Raw genomic sequence first — 15234 nt, 5'->3', positions numbered from 1 at the left:
TAAATCACTTTCAAAAGAGCACTTAGGTGCTCTTTTTTACTTCCAGTACCTTGCGTTCCTCATTCACTGCAAACTATGTCCCTTTAAAGCCCAGCCCTTAGTCTCTATACCTATAGGTAACAGATTAATTTATGGATCTTACTAGGAGGGTCTTATGAGTTCTGAAAACGAATACGTACCACCAAAGGTTTGGAAATGGGATCTTGAAAGCGAAGCAGGGCAGTCAAAAATCAACCGCCCTTATTCCGGCCCAACCCACGAAAAAGCACTCCCCCGTGGTGAACATCCGCTGCAACTTCATTCCCTTGCGACACCCAACGGCCAAAAGGTCACCATCATGCTGGAAGAGCTGCTGGAGCTAGGAATAAAAGAGGCGGAGTACGATGCTTACCCCATTCGCATTAACGAGGGTCAACAATTCTCATCTGGCTTCGTGGACATTAACCCGAACTCTAAAATCCCAGCCCTGTTGGATACCTCAGAGTCCCCAGAGCTTCGAGTATTCGAGTCTGGCTCCATCCTGCAATATCTAGCCGATAAGTTTGATGCCCTAGTGCCAAAGGATTTAAAAGCGAAAACAGAATGCCGCAACTGGCTGTTTTGGCAAATGGGCTCTGGTCCATACATCGGGGGTGGTTTTGGTCATTTTTACGCCTACGCACCACGTAAAATGCAGTACCCAATTGACCGCTTTGCCATGGAAGCTAAGCGCCAGTTAGATGTACTGAATAAGCACTTGGCAACGCATAAATACATGGCTGGGGACGAATACTCTATTGCCGACATTGCCATCTGGCCATGGTATGGGGCGCTGGTACTGGGACGTTTATACGATGCCGCAGAATTCCTACAAGTGGAAGACTACACCTATGTTAAACGCTGGGCAGAAGAGATCGACCAACGTCCCGCCGTAAAACGAGGCATCCGAGTCAATCACTGGGGTGATGGAAGCGTGTTAGAACGCCATAGCGCTGATGACTTAAATTAACATTTGGTTGACCAAATCAACTTTTTGTAAATTTAAGTAAAAATGCTTAAGCCTCCTGAAAAATGTGTCGATACTTAACAAAGTATGACCCAACACATTTCAAGGAGGTTTTTTATGAGCAGCGTCTCAATGAATCTGAGTAGCATCACTAGCCAAAGCAGTAGCGCTTCTCAATCATCATCGTCATCTCGGATTGATACTCTTAAGGAGAAAGTAAAAACGCTTCAAGAGGAGCTTACTACTATTTCTACGAGTACAGATAAAACAGAGGAAGATGAAGAGCAGGCAAAGCTGTTACAGCAACAAATTCAAATGCTACAACAACAAATCACTCAACTTGAAATGCAAGAGGCCCAAAAAGCCAAGCAGCAGGAATCCAACTCATCTTCTGAAGAAGACGAAGAGGCTACCGTTAGTGAAAAAGATCCTGATGACCCGTTGGGCCAATCAGTTGATGCTTATGCTTAATCAGCATTTGGACTCTTTAACTCATACTTAAAGAGTCCAAAGCTCTCCAAACCTATCTCTATGGCAAAGATACACCCTTAGCTCGAACTCTAGTTGATGGTAATCCGGCTCCATGTAGCAACACAGATTGTAGAAGGCTTTGTTGTGGGCTTTTTCTTTCAGATGAGCGAGCTCGTGCACCAAGATCATTCTCAAAAAAGGCTCAGGAACATTGCGAAAAAGCGCTGACACTCTGATTTCATGCTTAGCTTTTAGCTTGCTGCCCTGCACCCGTGAGACAAAAGTATGCAACCCAAGGGCATTGTTAATCACATGAATTTTATCGTCATAGACTACCTTACTGATCGGAGCCGAACTTTTCATGTAGCGATTTTTAATCCCCATGCCATAGTCAAACAGCGCCTGAGCGCCATTAATGTCATGACGTTTGGGGTATTTCCCTAGCAACCAAGCCCCTGTCTTTTCTTGCTCCAGCATGGAGATTACGCGCTGTTGAATATCCACTGGATAAGCATTCAAGTATTGGGGTGACTCAATCATAGGCACTCTTCATTAATGACCTAAAGGTTAAACATTCACTGTATTATGACCGTTTTCTTACTTAGCGACTAAATAAGAACCCAAAGTGCAGCTTTAGCAAACTTACCTATCTATTCAGGCGCTAATTAGGAAAATTCGCTGGAATATGCAATGTCCTAGCAGATGCCTCTCGAAATGAAGGTCTGTGTGATAGCTTTTTAAGAACCTATAAACACACCGACTCAAAGAGGCCATGAACCATGAAACGAGTATTCATACCGGTCATGTCTGCTTTGCTAGCGACGCCGCTAGCCTATGCAGCCGACCAACCCGTCGTAGATCCAAAGCCTATCTCCGGCTCCGCAGAACTTGGTTACATCGCCACCTCTGGGAACTCAGATACCAACAACCTAAATGGTCGACTCGCCATCACTCAAGAATCCCTAAAATGGCGTACCGATTACTCCCTAAGTTCTTTGTTCAGCAGCGCTGATGATGACACTACTGCGGAAAAATACTCGGGGTCGGTACAGAGCAACTACAAATTCAACACAGAAGAGTTCTGGTATGTCCGTGGCACCTATGACCGTGACCGCTTCGGTGGCTACCGTCATCAAAGCTCTGTTTCCACCGGTTATGGTAATCGCTTCTGGCAACAAGCGGACGGCTCTTATTTGGAAGCCTCCGCTGGAGTAGGATACCGTGATTACGGCATCGACAGAGACATAGACCCTGACGGGAAATCAGATCGTGGCTCCTTCGTCCGCCTGGCGGCCACCTATGAAAACAAACTCACAGCCAATTCCCTATTTCGTCAGGATTTAACTTCGGAAATTAGCACGAGCGGCGGTAGCACCGTTAACGAATCCGTTTCTGCAATCCAAGCAAACATCTTGAATGATCTTGCCATGAAGCTAGCTTATCGCATCAAACATACATCTGATGTTCCAGCAGATACAGAAAAAACAGATACAGAAACCACTGTATCAGTGCTGTACTCTTTCTGAGACACAAGACGCGCAATCAAGCCTATGGTCTGATTGCGCGTTTACATCTCAAGTCCTTAAGAGTCCTACTGGTCTTTATCCAAAGACTTAATCAACACGGACGTATCCTGACGACCTCGCCCTTCTGCCATCAATCCCTGATAAGCGTCATCTACCGCTTTAGTATGGGGAATCTTCAAGCCCATGGTATCAGCCTGCGCCAAAGCGATGCCTAGGTCCTTATGCATCCATTCAATGGCAAAACCAAAATCAAACTCATCTTTCGCCATGGTCTGACCACGGTTTTCTAGCTGCCAAGAGCCTGCCGCACCGAACTTCAAGGTGTCTACAAGGGTTTCAATGTCTAACCCTGCTTTCTGAGCAAAACGAATGCCTTCTGACAGTCCCGTCAGCACACCACCAATTAAGATTTGGTTGACCATTTTCGCCATTTGACCAGCTCCCACATCGCCCATGCGAGTCGCCGCTTTGGCGTAACAATCCAGCACTGGCTGGGCACGATCAATTAAGGCTTGGTCGCCACCAATCATGACTGTCAAAACACCATTAACCGCACCAGCTTGACCACCGGATACAGGGGCATCAATGAAATCACATTGCGCTGCTTTGGCTGCTGCATGCAGCTCTTTTGCAACTTCCGCGGAAGCCGTAGTGTGGTCGATAAAAAGGGTGCCTGGCTTGGCTTGAGTGAGAGCACCTTGCTCACCGAGGTAAAGAGAGCGCAGGTCGTCATCATTACCCACACAGGTGAGCACAATGTCTGTTTGTGCCGCCGCTTCAGCAGGGGTCACCGCGACACGCCCTTGATAGGTTTCACACCAGTTTTCAGCTTTACTGGTTGTCCGGTTGTACACCACAACCTCATGGCCAGCCTTGCTCACATGACCCGCCATAGGGTATCCCATGGTGCCTAATCCTAAAAAACTCACCTTCATTATCATACTCCTTGAGTGACTTGGTGTTAGCGTAACCAATTATTCAAGGACATACGAGGGACAAAGACAGGCAAATTTACCCATACAGATGCCATCAGTGTGACGCTAATCGTCACTGTATGGCTTATTTAATTAGACCTGTCACCTTAGGGAGTAAAGCGTGGGCTAATTGCTGATTAGCTTCTGAATCAAGATGCACGCCATCCACAGTGGAAGCAGACACTAAGCCTGCTGCATTCAGAAACTCACAATGATTGGCCGCTGCTACATTTTGATAGTACTGATGAAAGAACTGGGATTTTTCTTCTGCGCCGGCAAAGACGTCCCGCATTTCCCCTTTCGGGTCATGAATATTCGGTGGAGCTACTACAATGATCTCGGGATAAGGAAAGCCCACATCCGATGGCAAACGAGCCCGCTGGATGATCTTTTCAACGCCTTTAGACGCTTCATAAGCCCCCACGTTAAAATAACGTTTCAGGTCATTAGTGCCCAACATAATGATCAAGACTTTGACCGGGCCAAAAATCTCCAACGCTGCTTGAATATAAGTGAGACCGTTACGACCTTCCCGAAAGGGGTCGTCCCAAATTGTGGTACGACCCGGAAGGCCATTATTAATGACTTGATAGGACTCACCTAGCTCTTGCTGCAACAATTGCGGCCAACGTAAATGGGCTGGGAAACGACCACCATTGGGAACACTGCCCCAAGTTAATGAGTCGCCATAACACAGTACTGTTGTCATATAGACCTCCGTTGGTTAAGCCAAGCCCAATGTCCGTCATTATTTCAGGGAGTTTAGACGTCTCGCGATCGCATCTATTTCCTCACTCATACGACTTAAACGGTTAGAGTCGTCCGCATTACTGCTGGTCAGCCCTTGTAAACGGGCCACAAACTCACTCAAGTCGCTAGAGACTTTCTGCTGCTCGTTAGCAGCAACAGAGATTTGGGTCGCCTGATCCGTTATTTGTGAGAAGGCATTCACCACATCATGAAGGTGCTGGGCCGTAGACTCGGCATTGTTCACGGCTTTTTCTGTCTCCGCTTGTCCCAAAGACATGGAGCTGACGGATTCTTTCGACGTTTCCTGTAGTCGGTTTAGCACCTGCTCAATTTCCACCGCAGAGCTTTCACTTTTCGCGGCCAGATTACGCACTTCATCCGCCACCACAGCAAAGCCACGGCCTGTTTCCCCTGCTCGGGCCGCCTCAATGGCGGCGTTCAGGGCTAACAAGTTGGTTTGTTCCGCAATGTCTCGAATGACACCCAGCATGCTATGAGCTTTGCGGCTGTCTTCATCCAGTTGCAGGATATTGTTTTGAGCCTTGTCCATGGTATTGGACAAGGAGCGCATAGTATCAATAACACCGGACATCTCACGGCCACTGCTACGCACGTCTTGGTGAATCCGCTCCACGGTTTCTTTGGTTTCGTTGGAATACATGGCCACATCTGCTGAGGTAGAGCCAAATTCTTCGGTCGCCGCTGCCAAGGTCAGGTTTTCATCACTCAAGCTGTTGGCTTTATTGAGGAATTCATTGCTAAATAGCTTCAACTTGCCCGCATCATCCACCAATTTGGCGGACTCTGCGTGAATACTAGTAAGCAGCATTTTCAGCTTGCCGCCATAAGCATTTACCGCCTGGCGCAACTCACCTATCTCATTAAGCGTGCCTTCTTCTAACTCTTGAGCATTATCGCCGGACACCAGCATGTTAATCTGTGATGTGGTTTGTTCGATCTTAGTAAGTAGGCTTCTGAAGAATACAAACGCGGCAATGCCAACGACTATGAGCAATCCGCCCACCGCCAGCATGATAAAGATGCCCATGCTTTGAGCCACTTCTGTCATCACACCACGGGGCACCACAAGGCCTATGGTCCAGCCAGTTTTAGGCTCTTTCACCAAGTCCACATAGGTTTTTTCATTCAAAATGCCGTCGTTCTCGATCTCCATCAAGGTGGAGCCTTTAAGGGTCTTAGCCGCATTTAATACGCCCGCCATCCAAGGGAGCTTCTTCGCCAAATCCGCTGCTGTCACCATGGTGTCGTCCGGATTTACGATTTTAGCCGCCGTTTCAGGAAAGCTCAGCATTTGTCCTTGCGCGTCCAGAGCAAACACATACCCTTCATGCTCTTGGCCGTGTTCTTTCAAGATGTCGCCGATACCGTCTAGCATCATGTCTACGGTGGCCACGCCGGCAAACTTACCGTTTTGCTTGTAGGGCACCGTACAGGTGACCATAGGAATCTTGGTTACTGGGTCAGTGTAAGCTTCTGACCAACTACAGCGATCCAAAGGTGCATTACGTCCAACTGTGTACCAGCCTTCATTGTGATATCCAGAACCGTTTGGGTCGTTGTAATCCTCCAGTAGCTCAACGCCACTGTCGCTACGCGCCCAAAAAAAGCTACGACGATCCACACCGGCGGTAAACGCATTAGGTTCAGGCCAAATACCTCCACCCGCGATGGCTGAATCACCATGGTTATCAATCAAGGGCGGAAAGACTTTTTTAAACAGGTCCACATCTTTTGGCAAACCACTGGTGCTCAGCGCTAAAGAACTGGTCAACAACTGGACCTGATCTAGCTTAGCTCCAAGCAAATCGATGAGTCCCTGCTGACTCGCTTGAATCTGAATTTGACGCTCTTCAATGAGGTCTGATTTCACCTTGCCTTCCACGACTAAGTAAATAACAACCAGTGCCAATACTATGATGGCAGCTAAACCAAGACTGATTTTTTGACGAATCATTAATGCAGGTTTCATAGGTGTGCAGATCTCCCAACACATTTGAGAAGGATCATAGAAGCAGAGCTTCTTTGAAAGGGGTTATATAAGTTGTAGCACAATTCTAAAAAAGTGTCGCAAGAACAATAACAAAACCCTGCCAGAGAGATGGCCAGCGCTGGAAAAGCGCGTGCGCACGAGCACAGAGCGCTCGCCGCACGCTTTTATGCCGCTTACCCCAGATGACCTGGGTTAAGCAACATGCCTTGGGGATCAGTGTCGAACAGAAGCACCCGCTCCAAATTCACCTGTAATGTGCTCAACACACCCCGATCTAGATGTGACCTTAAGTCTAGACGAGCTTTGCAATCTTCGCCTCCCAGCTTAAATAAGGTTTCCTGATCAAACCCAAGATTCTCCACCAAATCAATGGTGATATTTTCAAACTGAAAACTGTCTTCATCCGCAGGATGCAAGGTGGCATCTTCGAAAAAGTCAGGGCGAATCCCCACCAACACCGTCTCATGTTTGGCTAACGTCGCCATATCCACATGACCAATTTTGGCGGCTGGCAATCGATACTGATCGATCACCAACTCTTCCCCTTCCACCTTGGCTTCGATTAAGTTCATCGCCGGAGAGCCAATAAAGGTCGCCACAAAGGTGTTAGAGGGCTGCAGATAAATTTCCATGGGTGTACCCACTTGCTCCACAATACCATCCCGCATGACAACAACTCGGTCTCCCAAGGTCATGGCTTCAACCTGATCATGAGTCACATAAATGGCGGTCATGTTGTACTGATGCTGAATCCGCGCAATCTCTGTGCGCATATGATGGCGTAGCTTGGCATCAAGGTTAGACAAAGGTTCGTCAAATAAGAACACCTCCGCATCCCGAGCCAATGCCCGCCCCATGGCCACCCGCTGACGCTGACCGCCGGACAAATCCGAGGGTTTGCGATCCAAGTAGGGCTCCAGCTTCAGCATCTCGGAAACTGCGTCCAAACGGGACTTAATGGTCCCTTGATCGGCCCCGGACTTTTTCAGACCAAATACGATGTTTTCCCGTACTGACATGTGGGGATACAAGGCATAGTTTTGAAACACCATGGCGATGTTGCGTTTATGGGGCGGCAGATCATTCACCGCTTTGCCCCCTATTTGCGCTTCCCCAGAAGTGATGTCTTCCAGCCCTGCCACCATTCTCAAGGTGGTGCTTTTGCCACAGCCTGAGGGGCCAACTAAGACGACAAACTCCCCGTCCTGAACTTCCAAATTTAGATTTTTAACAATCGGCAAGTTGCCGTAGGACTTATTCACATTACGAAGAATGACTGAACTCATAATCTGCTCCTTATCCTTTTACACCGCCGTCTGTTAAGCCCCCTGACAAGTAACGATTAGCCAACATAAAGCAAATCACCACTGGCAATAGGGTCAACATAGACGCCGCCATAATGCGGTCCCAAATGGCGTTTTTAGAGGTAAACAGGGTTTGCAATGCCAACGGCAAGGTATGGAAATCTTGGTACTGTTTCAAAAACACTGACGCGAATAAATACTCATTCCACGCAATCACAAAACAGTAGATAAACACGGTAAACAACATGGGCTTAGAGAGGGGCAAAATGATTCGCCAGAATGCTTCCACCCGAGAGCAGCCATCCATCATGGCCGCTTCTTCTAAGGAAAAGGGAATGGTGCGAAAGTAATTCCCCAGCATATACATGGCCACCGGCATGGTCTGAATCAAATAGATCAAGAACAAGCTGAAGATGGTCCCTGCAGAGCTAGAAGCCAAGCCCACACTCACGCTCATTTGATATAAGGGCACCATCAGCAATACGCCCCCCACCATGTACACAAACAAAACCCCGTTGGCCATCAAGGACTGACCGGGGAACCGTAAGCGAGCGATAGCATAGGCAGCAAGAGAGGCTAAAAAGGTGGCACAGATACCCGTCACAAAAGAAATCACGAAGGTATTCAACATGTAACGCCCAAACGGAAAGACGCTCTCAGTGGACGTAAATTTGGCTAGGATCGCCTGCCGCTGGGCATCCGATAAAGCAGGGTTTTCCAGCAGTCTCTGAATGCTCGCGGGCACCTCCACTTCCTGGGCGGGCATCAACCCCAAAAGCTCTTTGTAGGCATCCAGATGCAATACTCTGGGGATCAGAGAAGGGTTCCCCCAGTCGATGGGATGTTTCAAAGAGGTGGATAAAATTTGTAAAAATGGAAATAGGCAAAACAATACGAGCAGCAAAACCAGCCCATACAGAATCACCGATTGCAAAGGTGTTCGTCTGTTCATTGTCATCACCACTTCAGCACTTTGCGAACGTATAGCCAGATCAAACCGACCAATACCAGCAGTTGAATAACAGAAATCGCTGCGGCCATACCTTGATCCACAATGCCAGCGAAGGCTTGGTAGTAGGTAAATATGGGCAGTGTTTCAACATTAGGCGCCAGCAGATACACATCCTCAAAGCGATTTAAATTCCAAATCACCCGCAACAGAATCACAGTCGCAAGGACAAAACGAATCTCCGGCAAGGTCACGTGCCAAAAGCGCCCAAGGGCATTTTGCCCATCAATCGCGGCCGCCTCATAAAGCTCTTTGGGGACACTTTGTAATTTGGCCAGTAGCAACAAATACGCGATAGGGAAGTGCTTCCAAATATCGAATAGAATCACCACAAACAAAGCGGAATCCGGCTCTCCAATCCAGTTGGTGCGTGTCTGAGTCAGCTGCATCACATCCACCACGAGATGGTTAAAAATGCCGTTCACTGGATCAAAGATGAACTGCCAACCAAACACCACACTGATCACAGGAGCGAAGTAAGGCAGCAGAATCAAGCCCCGAGCCATATTGCGCCCGCGGAATTCCTGATTCATCAGAATAGCCGCCCCAAGCCCCAATAAGGTGGTGCCCGACACAGTACCAATCAGATAAATGATGGATACGCCTATGGAGTGGTAATAGCGATCATTGCCTAACAGAACACTGTAGTTTTCAAACCCAACAAAGGTTTTCTCCCCGTTGAGCTGCACGTCGAAAAAGCTGAGATAAATGTTGAACAGAATCGGGTACAACACCAGCAAGCCGATGATGCCCACCGCAGGTGCAATCAACTTCAACCCTAACGACGCTTCGTTTTGCTTCAATACCGAAGACATAACGACCTCCTTGTAATGAGCGCCCACCCCACCCGAGGGGTGCAGGGCGCTCTAACTCACAAATGGTTTATTCGCCGACGATGGCTTGCATTTCTTGCTCTGCTTCATCCAAGGCAGCTTGTGGGTCTTGTCCCTCAATGGCGACGCTGTAGACCATGCGGGGAATCACAGACTTGGAGAAGATTTCCCCTGATTTCGGGAAGGTGCGTCCTTCCACTACGGAGAAGGAACGAATGTCCTCAAACCCTGACACGATCTGAGTCATCTTCTCAGGACCGTATAGTTCAAACACACCGTTAGGATCGTTTAAGTACACAGGATCTTCGGCAATGCCTTTTAACATGGGGTTCATGCCACCCGGAGCCATGTGCAAGAAGCTGATGTAACTGGCGGGTTCATACAAGAACTCCATAAACTTAGCCGTAGCCTGCGCTTGCTCATCTGAACCAGCGTCCAAGGCCACTAACCCAGAGATGGTGCCGTAAGACGACGGCGACTTGTGGGTAATAATGGGCGCAAAGCCGGTTTTCTTAACCAACTCAGGGTCAAAGGTACCCCCCACCAAATCTTTAAAGTTCTCCGCTGTCAAAGAGCCTTTGGCCACTTCCGCCAAAGCCAGATCATCCATTATGTAGGACGAGTAAAAGAACATGCCCATTTTGCCCTGCATGTAATAATCTCGGGCTCGCCAGTTTTGTGGTCCCGGCGGGTTGTATTGCGCCAGACGATTGTAAAATTCTAGGGTTTCTAGCATGGCTGGGCTGTTAAACACCAAGTTCCCTTCAGCATCGAATTGTTGCGCATCATTGGACAGTGCCAGTTGAGTAAACACCTGCTCCGTGTAGCTGTCCTGTTTAGTACCGACAAGGATGCCGTATTGATTCGCTCTACGGTCTGTCAAAGCCTCAGCCGCGGCTTCGATGCTTTCCCAAGTGGTCGGCGGCTCCAGTCCGGCCTCTTCGAACCAATCCGTGCGATACCAGATACCTTGGATCCAGCCATGGTACGGCAGGCCGTAATAGGTATTATTGGGGGATTTTAAGGAAGTCAGCGCCCCTTCATGAAAACGTTCCGCGCCGATATCGTTCAGCACTTGTTGGTGCAGATCCGCATCCACGATGCCTTCCTCACCAAACGCCATGATGATTTCTGAGTTCACTTCAATCAGATTAGGCTGAGTGCCTGCCGCCACTGCGGCCGCCATTTGCGTGGCCATCTCGTTCTCATCTACGGGCACCACTTTAACGGAAATACCTTGGTTCAAGGCTTCAAAAGTAGAGGCCAATACCTGAATGGTTTGCATCCGATCCGATTGGGTTTGTGCGGTCCAAAATTCCACCGTGGTGGCCGCCGCAGCAAGGGGGGAAAGCATTAGCCCATTCACCACTAGGGCGCTGGCAACGAGAGTCGATTTGCTAGGTGTCATGTTCGTCTTCCTCTTATTGTTATCCTTCACGGTAAGCAAAGCTTACCCAGACGTTACAACCCCGGGGGACAGCTCGACCTGTAGGTCTTTCACCGGAGTCCCTTGAATGCGCGCCAACACCATGTCAGCCAAACGCTCACCAATCAAATGGGGTGGCGCCTGTTGCAAGCCAATAATGCCGAGACTTGCCCGTTGCTCATCCAAGGGCGTATCACAACCAAGAATGGCCACTTGCCGGTGTTGATCTCCAACACGCAGTGCCGCCATTCCCGCACTGTTGGCTCCCACACTGGTCAGGGCCAACACTGCTGTGATTTCAGGGTACTGAAGAAGCCGCTCAACGCAGGCGAGATAGCAAGCTTCTTCGTCAAAATCCATCTCGATCCAATAATCCGAAGACAAAACCAAACCTTGGGCGGCGGCCTCTTCAGCAATCCCCCGCAAACGCTCCTGCACAAAGAAGTAACGCTTGTCAGGGGCAAGAATCGCCACCTTGTGGTGTCCAAGCTCAGCGAGCTTAGCAATAGCCATGCGCCCCATGTGGTAATTATCTAAATCCAACCACGCAAAATGCTGGGCTAGCTCCATTCGGCCGTAACACACAAAAGGCACATTAAGCTTGAGTAGACGATGCACTTTGGGGTCATTCACCCGCGTGCGTAAAAGAAGAAAGGCATCTTGATCACCGGAGCGAATTAAGCGCTCCAGTTGGCTCAACTCTTCGCGGCCTTGATCAAGGGCTATCACCTGCAGGAGATAGCCATGTTGCTGAAGATGCTGACGGGTTCCCGCTAGCACCTTAGAAAGAATGGGGTCGATTAGTTGCGACTCATGACTTGGCAATAACACACAAACGGACTTCTTCGTTTGCGTCCATTGGGTATTATCATCTCGCTTGAGCTTGTAGCCTAAGGCTTGTGCCGCTTTCCATACCCTCTTTTTTGTCCGAGGGCTGATATCTGGGTAATCATTCAGCGCCCGAGACACCGTAGAGACGGACAAGTCCAGCTGCGTCGCTATATCCTTTATCGACATGGTAACTCTGCACTCTCACCATTCTTATTCTTTTACTGTCTATGATTCAGGCCCATATTGAAAGCCTAAGTGTGCATTTATTGATCGAGCTTAAAGAAGCTAAAGCCGAAAATGTTTCGGTGCAAACATTTATTCGCGCACCAAAAAGACGCGTTTCGCAACATATCCCAGCAAGCTGATAACAAAACAGAACAGTGATTTTTGCACAAAATGCTAGTCTAATTAGATTAGATATTGCTTTGATACCTGTCATTCATGTGCACAAAGCAATGCCAATGCAAGCCCTTTAAAAGAGCCCCCGCTTATGACATCAACAGATATTGAAATAGGGAGCGAGCTAGATCGACCACTTCACCAAGACGTAGCCATCGATCAACCTGATACGGACATTAAACAGCTGATTAGAAACGAAAAATCCGCATGGCACTTTTTATTTGAAAGTACCCGTGACCCTGTTGCTTTGGTGAATATGCAAGGGGAAGCTGTGGACATTAACCAAGCTTTTCTGGACCTGTTGCACTACCAACGGGAAGAAGTTTATGACATGCACATATGGGATTGGGATGCAGATTTTTCCAAGCCCGAAATCATTCGCTTATTGACCGAAATCGATTTTGAAGGGGTTACCTTTGAAACGCGACATCGCCGAAAAGATGGCGTCATACTGAATGTTGAAATCAGTAGCAACACCACATTTTATGACGATGAACCTCTGTTGCTCTGTATTTGCCGAGATATTACCGAGAAAAAACGTCGCGACCTTGAATTGCAAGAGCTGGTCTCGAAAGACCCTCTCACAGGCCTGCTGAACCGTCGCGAATTCACCTATTTACTCAAAGATGCCCTCCATAAAAGCAACACTGGTACGATCCAATCCTCCATTTTGTTATTGGACTTAGACCACTTCAAGAGCATCAACGACGAGTTTGGCCACCTAGTGGGTGACCGGGTACTGACTTATGTTGCCGGTCTTATGAAAGAGCTAACCACTCAGCGTTATCATGTTGCTCGATGGGGAGGCGAAGAGTTCACCCTATTGCTACCCGATGTAACCAAACAAGATGCCATTATGTTTGCCGAGCAGCTGCGTCAAGCAATCACTGTTGCATCACCAGAGGGATTACCCCCTGTGACCGCCAGTATCGGCGTGGCCACCAGCTACCAAACGGACGATTTTAACAGCCTGTTTAAACGGGTTGACGATGCTATGTACCTGGCGAAACGTTCTGGACGCAACTGCGTTATGCCAACCAGCTAGGCATATTTGAAGGCGATCGGCCCGTCATGGCCGCTGCCACACAGTCCGCTAAGCTACCAAAGCGGATCTCTCGCTGGCTCAAACCTGGACCATAGTGGGCGTACTTACCTGAGTTCGTCATTAGGGTCTGGGTTGCCACAGGGAACACCGGCTCGGAGATAGAACACCAGCACAAGTCCCCGTGAATCTGAAAACCCGCCGATTCGATCTTGCCTACCAAGCCCTCGGCTCTCGCTTGAGTTAAGCTCCCTTGACCCATGGTGATCATGCCCACCACGCCCTCTTTACAGGCTTTCCCCTCCAGTAGTTCAGCCAAATCGCGGCATTCTGACACCGAAAAATGCGGACTCCCTAAGGCCACTAACTGAACTGGAGCCACCTTTGGATTGAACTGTTGCCAAACCCGCTGCAATGACTCTTTATCCGCTTTTACTATCTGGGCCTCAGGCAGAACCTGATCCGCCTCAGGGGTGATGCCCTCCACATGCAACATAGGCGCCCCAGATGTTGTGCCAAAGGCACCACAAAGGGCTTTTAAGTTATCTTCATTTGGGGATAAGTGCGCCACACCACGGATCAGAGGAATACAATCTGGGGCCAAACTGCCCGCTAAGTAGCCCAACATGGGCCAGAAGGCGTCATCCACCGTCTCAAAATACGCCATCTCAATGATACGCTGGGCACTGCGTTGTTCTGTTTGGTACATAGCCGTGGCGGGTGAACGGCCTGTGAGAGCAATGCAGAGATCTAGGAAATCTGGGTGCTTGGCGGTACGCGCCCCCAACACGCTGTTGGCGTAAATCACGGCGTTGGATTCTGCCCAAGCAATGTTCTCGCCCACCTTAGGCGGGTTTTCTAATAGATAAGGTGCGCAAGTAAATGTTGGCTGACAGCCCATATTTAAGTATGCATCGGCTAGGGCTTGGGCCGCCTCGCCAAACCCTTCGTCCATCCCCTGCTGTCGCCATCGAGCATACTCAACGGAGATGGAGTTCATAGTGGTGGGAACGGTGACCTTAGCGCCCATCTCATCAAATACTTGAGCAAAGCGTCGCAAGGCATCTCCCGCATAGATACAACCGTCAATGTGCACTTTCGACACATCTAAAAAGCCCGTAGCGCCTTCGTTCTGGGCCATGGCACACAAGATCTGCATGGCAATACGAACCGCTTCCCCTTGGCCACCAGCGAGTCTATTTTTATCCGCTTCAGTCAGTTGTACTGCCCCTTCTGACGCAGGCTCCAAACCTATTTCGCCCCCTTCAAACAGGATGCGATCGGATTGAATGTGCGCACTAGTCTGCTGGCTTAGCAGATCAAATTCTAAGGCCGAAAGTCGAATCACGGGCAAGGACAAATCAAACACATAATGGGCCACCAATGCCCCTAAGGTCAGAACACTTTCCGCTTCCCGAAAGATCAAAGCGGCAGGGGCATTGCCATTCTGAATCAACTCCAGCAACACACCACTACCGGTACAAGAACCTCGACTGGTTGGCAGCATGACGAGCTTTCCGGCCAGACTCTGTTGGTGCAGCGGATGGTGAGCGTCCACCACTTTGCCCGAAGCCGAATCCACGCCCCCCCAAAAGCTTAAACCTTCTTGTGAACACAATAGGGAACCTTGTGTTTCCCCTGCCACCATTTTACGTGCCATGAATCCTACCTAA

At 49.0% G+C, this 15234-nt stretch carries 14 protein-coding genes; 4 read left to right on the top strand and 10 right to left on the bottom strand.

What is annotated here, in order from left to right:
• Positions 1 to 154: 154 nt before the first annotated feature.
• Positions 155 to 988, top strand: a complete 834-nt coding sequence (yghU, locus tag ACFQ45_RS07645) for a glutathione-dependent disulfide-bond oxidoreductase (RefSeq protein ID WP_377366412.1) — start codon at positions 155 to 157, stop codon at positions 986 to 988.
• Between the two features lie 114 nt (positions 989 to 1102).
• The gene (locus tag ACFQ45_RS07640; protein WP_377366411.1) at positions 1103 to 1456 is read left to right on the top strand and encodes a FlxA-like family protein; all 354 of its coding nucleotides are present in this window, start codon (positions 1103 to 1105) and stop codon (positions 1454 to 1456) included.
• 27 nt (positions 1457 to 1483) lie between these two features.
• On the opposite strand, the gene ACFQ45_RS07635 is transcribed toward ACFQ45_RS07640, so the two are convergent.
• Positions 1484 to 1996, bottom strand: a complete 513-nt coding sequence (locus tag ACFQ45_RS07635; protein WP_377366410.1) for a M48 metallopeptidase family protein — start codon at positions 1994 to 1996, stop codon at positions 1484 to 1486.
• 239 nt (positions 1997 to 2235) lie between these two features.
• Between ACFQ45_RS07635 and ACFQ45_RS07630 the strand changes: the two genes are divergently transcribed.
• On the top strand, positions 2236 to 2982 hold the full coding sequence (locus tag ACFQ45_RS07630) for a DUF481 domain-containing protein (RefSeq protein ID WP_377366409.1): 747 nt from the start codon (positions 2236 to 2238) through the stop codon (positions 2980 to 2982).
• Positions 2983 to 3047: 65 nt separating this feature from the next.
• On the opposite strand, the gene ACFQ45_RS07625 is transcribed toward ACFQ45_RS07630, so the two are convergent.
• The 8 genes from ACFQ45_RS07625 to ACFQ45_RS07590 form a co-directional block, all read right to left on the bottom strand.
• Positions 3048 to 3917: an NAD(P)-dependent oxidoreductase gene (locus tag ACFQ45_RS07625; protein ID WP_377366408.1), complete on the bottom strand. Its 870-nt coding sequence runs from the start codon at positions 3915 to 3917 to the stop codon at positions 3048 to 3050.
• 124 nt (positions 3918 to 4041) lie between these two features.
• Positions 4042 to 4665, bottom strand: a complete 624-nt coding sequence (locus ACFQ45_RS07620; protein ID WP_377366407.1) for an SGNH/GDSL hydrolase family protein — start codon at positions 4663 to 4665, stop codon at positions 4042 to 4044.
• Between the two features lie 39 nt (positions 4666 to 4704).
• Positions 4705 to 6696 (bottom strand): methyl-accepting chemotaxis protein, encoded by a 1992-nt coding sequence (locus ACFQ45_RS07615; RefSeq protein WP_377366406.1) that lies wholly within the window; start codon positions 6694 to 6696, stop codon positions 4705 to 4707.
• Positions 6697 to 6890: 194 nt separating this feature from the next.
• On the bottom strand, positions 6891 to 8003 hold the full coding sequence (locus tag ACFQ45_RS07610; RefSeq protein ID WP_377366405.1) for an ABC transporter ATP-binding protein: 1113 nt from the start codon (positions 8001 to 8003) through the stop codon (positions 6891 to 6893).
• Positions 8004 to 8013: 10 nt separating this feature from the next.
• Positions 8014 to 8973, bottom strand: a complete 960-nt coding sequence (locus ACFQ45_RS07605) for a carbohydrate ABC transporter permease (protein ID WP_377366404.1) — start codon at positions 8971 to 8973, stop codon at positions 8014 to 8016.
• 5 nt (positions 8974 to 8978) lie between these two features.
• Entirely contained in the window at positions 8979 to 9845 is an 867-nt protein-coding gene (locus tag ACFQ45_RS07600) for a carbohydrate ABC transporter permease (protein ID WP_377366403.1), read from the bottom strand.
• A 67-nt stretch (positions 9846 to 9912) separates the two neighbouring features.
• On the bottom strand, positions 9913 to 11271 hold the full coding sequence (locus tag ACFQ45_RS07595; RefSeq protein WP_377366402.1) for an ABC transporter substrate-binding protein: 1359 nt from the start codon (positions 11269 to 11271) through the stop codon (positions 9913 to 9915).
• Positions 11272 to 11313: 42 nt separating this feature from the next.
• Positions 11314 to 12306, bottom strand: coding sequence for a LacI family DNA-binding transcriptional regulator (locus ACFQ45_RS07590; RefSeq protein ID WP_377366401.1), 993 nt, complete (start codon positions 12304 to 12306; stop codon positions 11314 to 11316).
• 304 nt (positions 12307 to 12610) lie between these two features.
• Here ACFQ45_RS07590 and ACFQ45_RS07585 point away from each other — a divergent pair, with 304 nt between their 5' ends.
• Entirely contained in the window at positions 12611 to 13564 is a 954-nt protein-coding gene (locus ACFQ45_RS07585) for a sensor domain-containing diguanylate cyclase (RefSeq protein ID WP_377366400.1), read from the top strand.
• Here ACFQ45_RS07585 and lhpI read toward each other — a convergent pair.
• Complete coding sequence (lhpI, locus tag ACFQ45_RS07580; protein WP_377366399.1) at positions 13548 to 15221, bottom strand: cis-3-hydroxy-L-proline dehydratase; 1674 nt, start codon at positions 15219 to 15221, stop codon at positions 13548 to 13550. The two genes, ACFQ45_RS07585 and lhpI, sit on opposite strands and share 17 nt — an antisense overlap.
• Between the last annotated feature and the right edge of the window lie 13 nt (positions 15222 to 15234).

This window comes from Rhodanobacter aciditrophus (assembly GCF_042679525.1).
Classification (GTDB): Bacteria; Pseudomonadota; Gammaproteobacteria; order Pseudomonadales; family Marinomonadaceae; genus Marinomonas; species Marinomonas aciditrophus.
This window is presented reverse-complemented; position numbering and strand designations above follow the sequence as displayed.

Coding starts and splice junctions, on each gene's coding strand:
- yghU (WP_377366412.1), top strand. CDS start 155: ATGAGTTCTGAAAACGAATACGTACCACCAAAGGTTTGGAAATGGGAT.
- ACFQ45_RS07640 (WP_377366411.1), top strand. CDS start 1,103: ATGAGCAGCGTCTCAATGAATCTGAGTAGCATCACTAGCCAAAGCAGT.
- ACFQ45_RS07635 (WP_377366410.1), bottom strand. CDS start 1,996: ATGATTGAGTCACCCCAATACTTGAATGCTTATCCAGTGGATATTCAA.
- ACFQ45_RS07630 (WP_377366409.1), top strand. CDS start 2,236: ATGAAACGAGTATTCATACCGGTCATGTCTGCTTTGCTAGCGACGCCG.
- ACFQ45_RS07625 (WP_377366408.1), bottom strand. CDS start 3,917: ATGAAGGTGAGTTTTTTAGGATTAGGCACCATGGGATACCCTATGGCG.
- ACFQ45_RS07620 (WP_377366407.1), bottom strand. CDS start 4,665: ATGACAACAGTACTGTGTTATGGCGACTCATTAACTTGGGGCAGTGTT.
- ACFQ45_RS07615 (WP_377366406.1), bottom strand. CDS start 6,696: ATGAAACCTGCATTAATGATTCGTCAAAAAATCAGTCTTGGTTTAGCT.
- ACFQ45_RS07610 (WP_377366405.1), bottom strand. CDS start 8,003: ATGAGTTCAGTCATTCTTCGTAATGTGAATAAGTCCTACGGCAACTTG.
- ACFQ45_RS07605 (WP_377366404.1), bottom strand. CDS start 8,973: ATGAACAGACGAACACCTTTGCAATCGGTGATTCTGTATGGGCTGGTT.
- ACFQ45_RS07600 (WP_377366403.1), bottom strand. CDS start 9,845: ATGTCTTCGGTATTGAAGCAAAACGAAGCGTCGTTAGGGTTGAAGTTG.
- ACFQ45_RS07595 (WP_377366402.1), bottom strand. CDS start 11,271: ATGACACCTAGCAAATCGACTCTCGTTGCCAGCGCCCTAGTGGTGAAT.
- ACFQ45_RS07590 (WP_377366401.1), bottom strand. CDS start 12,306: ATGTCGATAAAGGATATAGCGACGCAGCTGGACTTGTCCGTCTCTACG.
- ACFQ45_RS07585 (WP_377366400.1), top strand. CDS start 12,611: ATGACATCAACAGATATTGAAATAGGGAGCGAGCTAGATCGACCACTT.
- lhpI (WP_377366399.1), bottom strand. CDS start 15,221: ATGGCACGTAAAATGGTGGCAGGGGAAACACAAGGTTCCCTATTGTGT.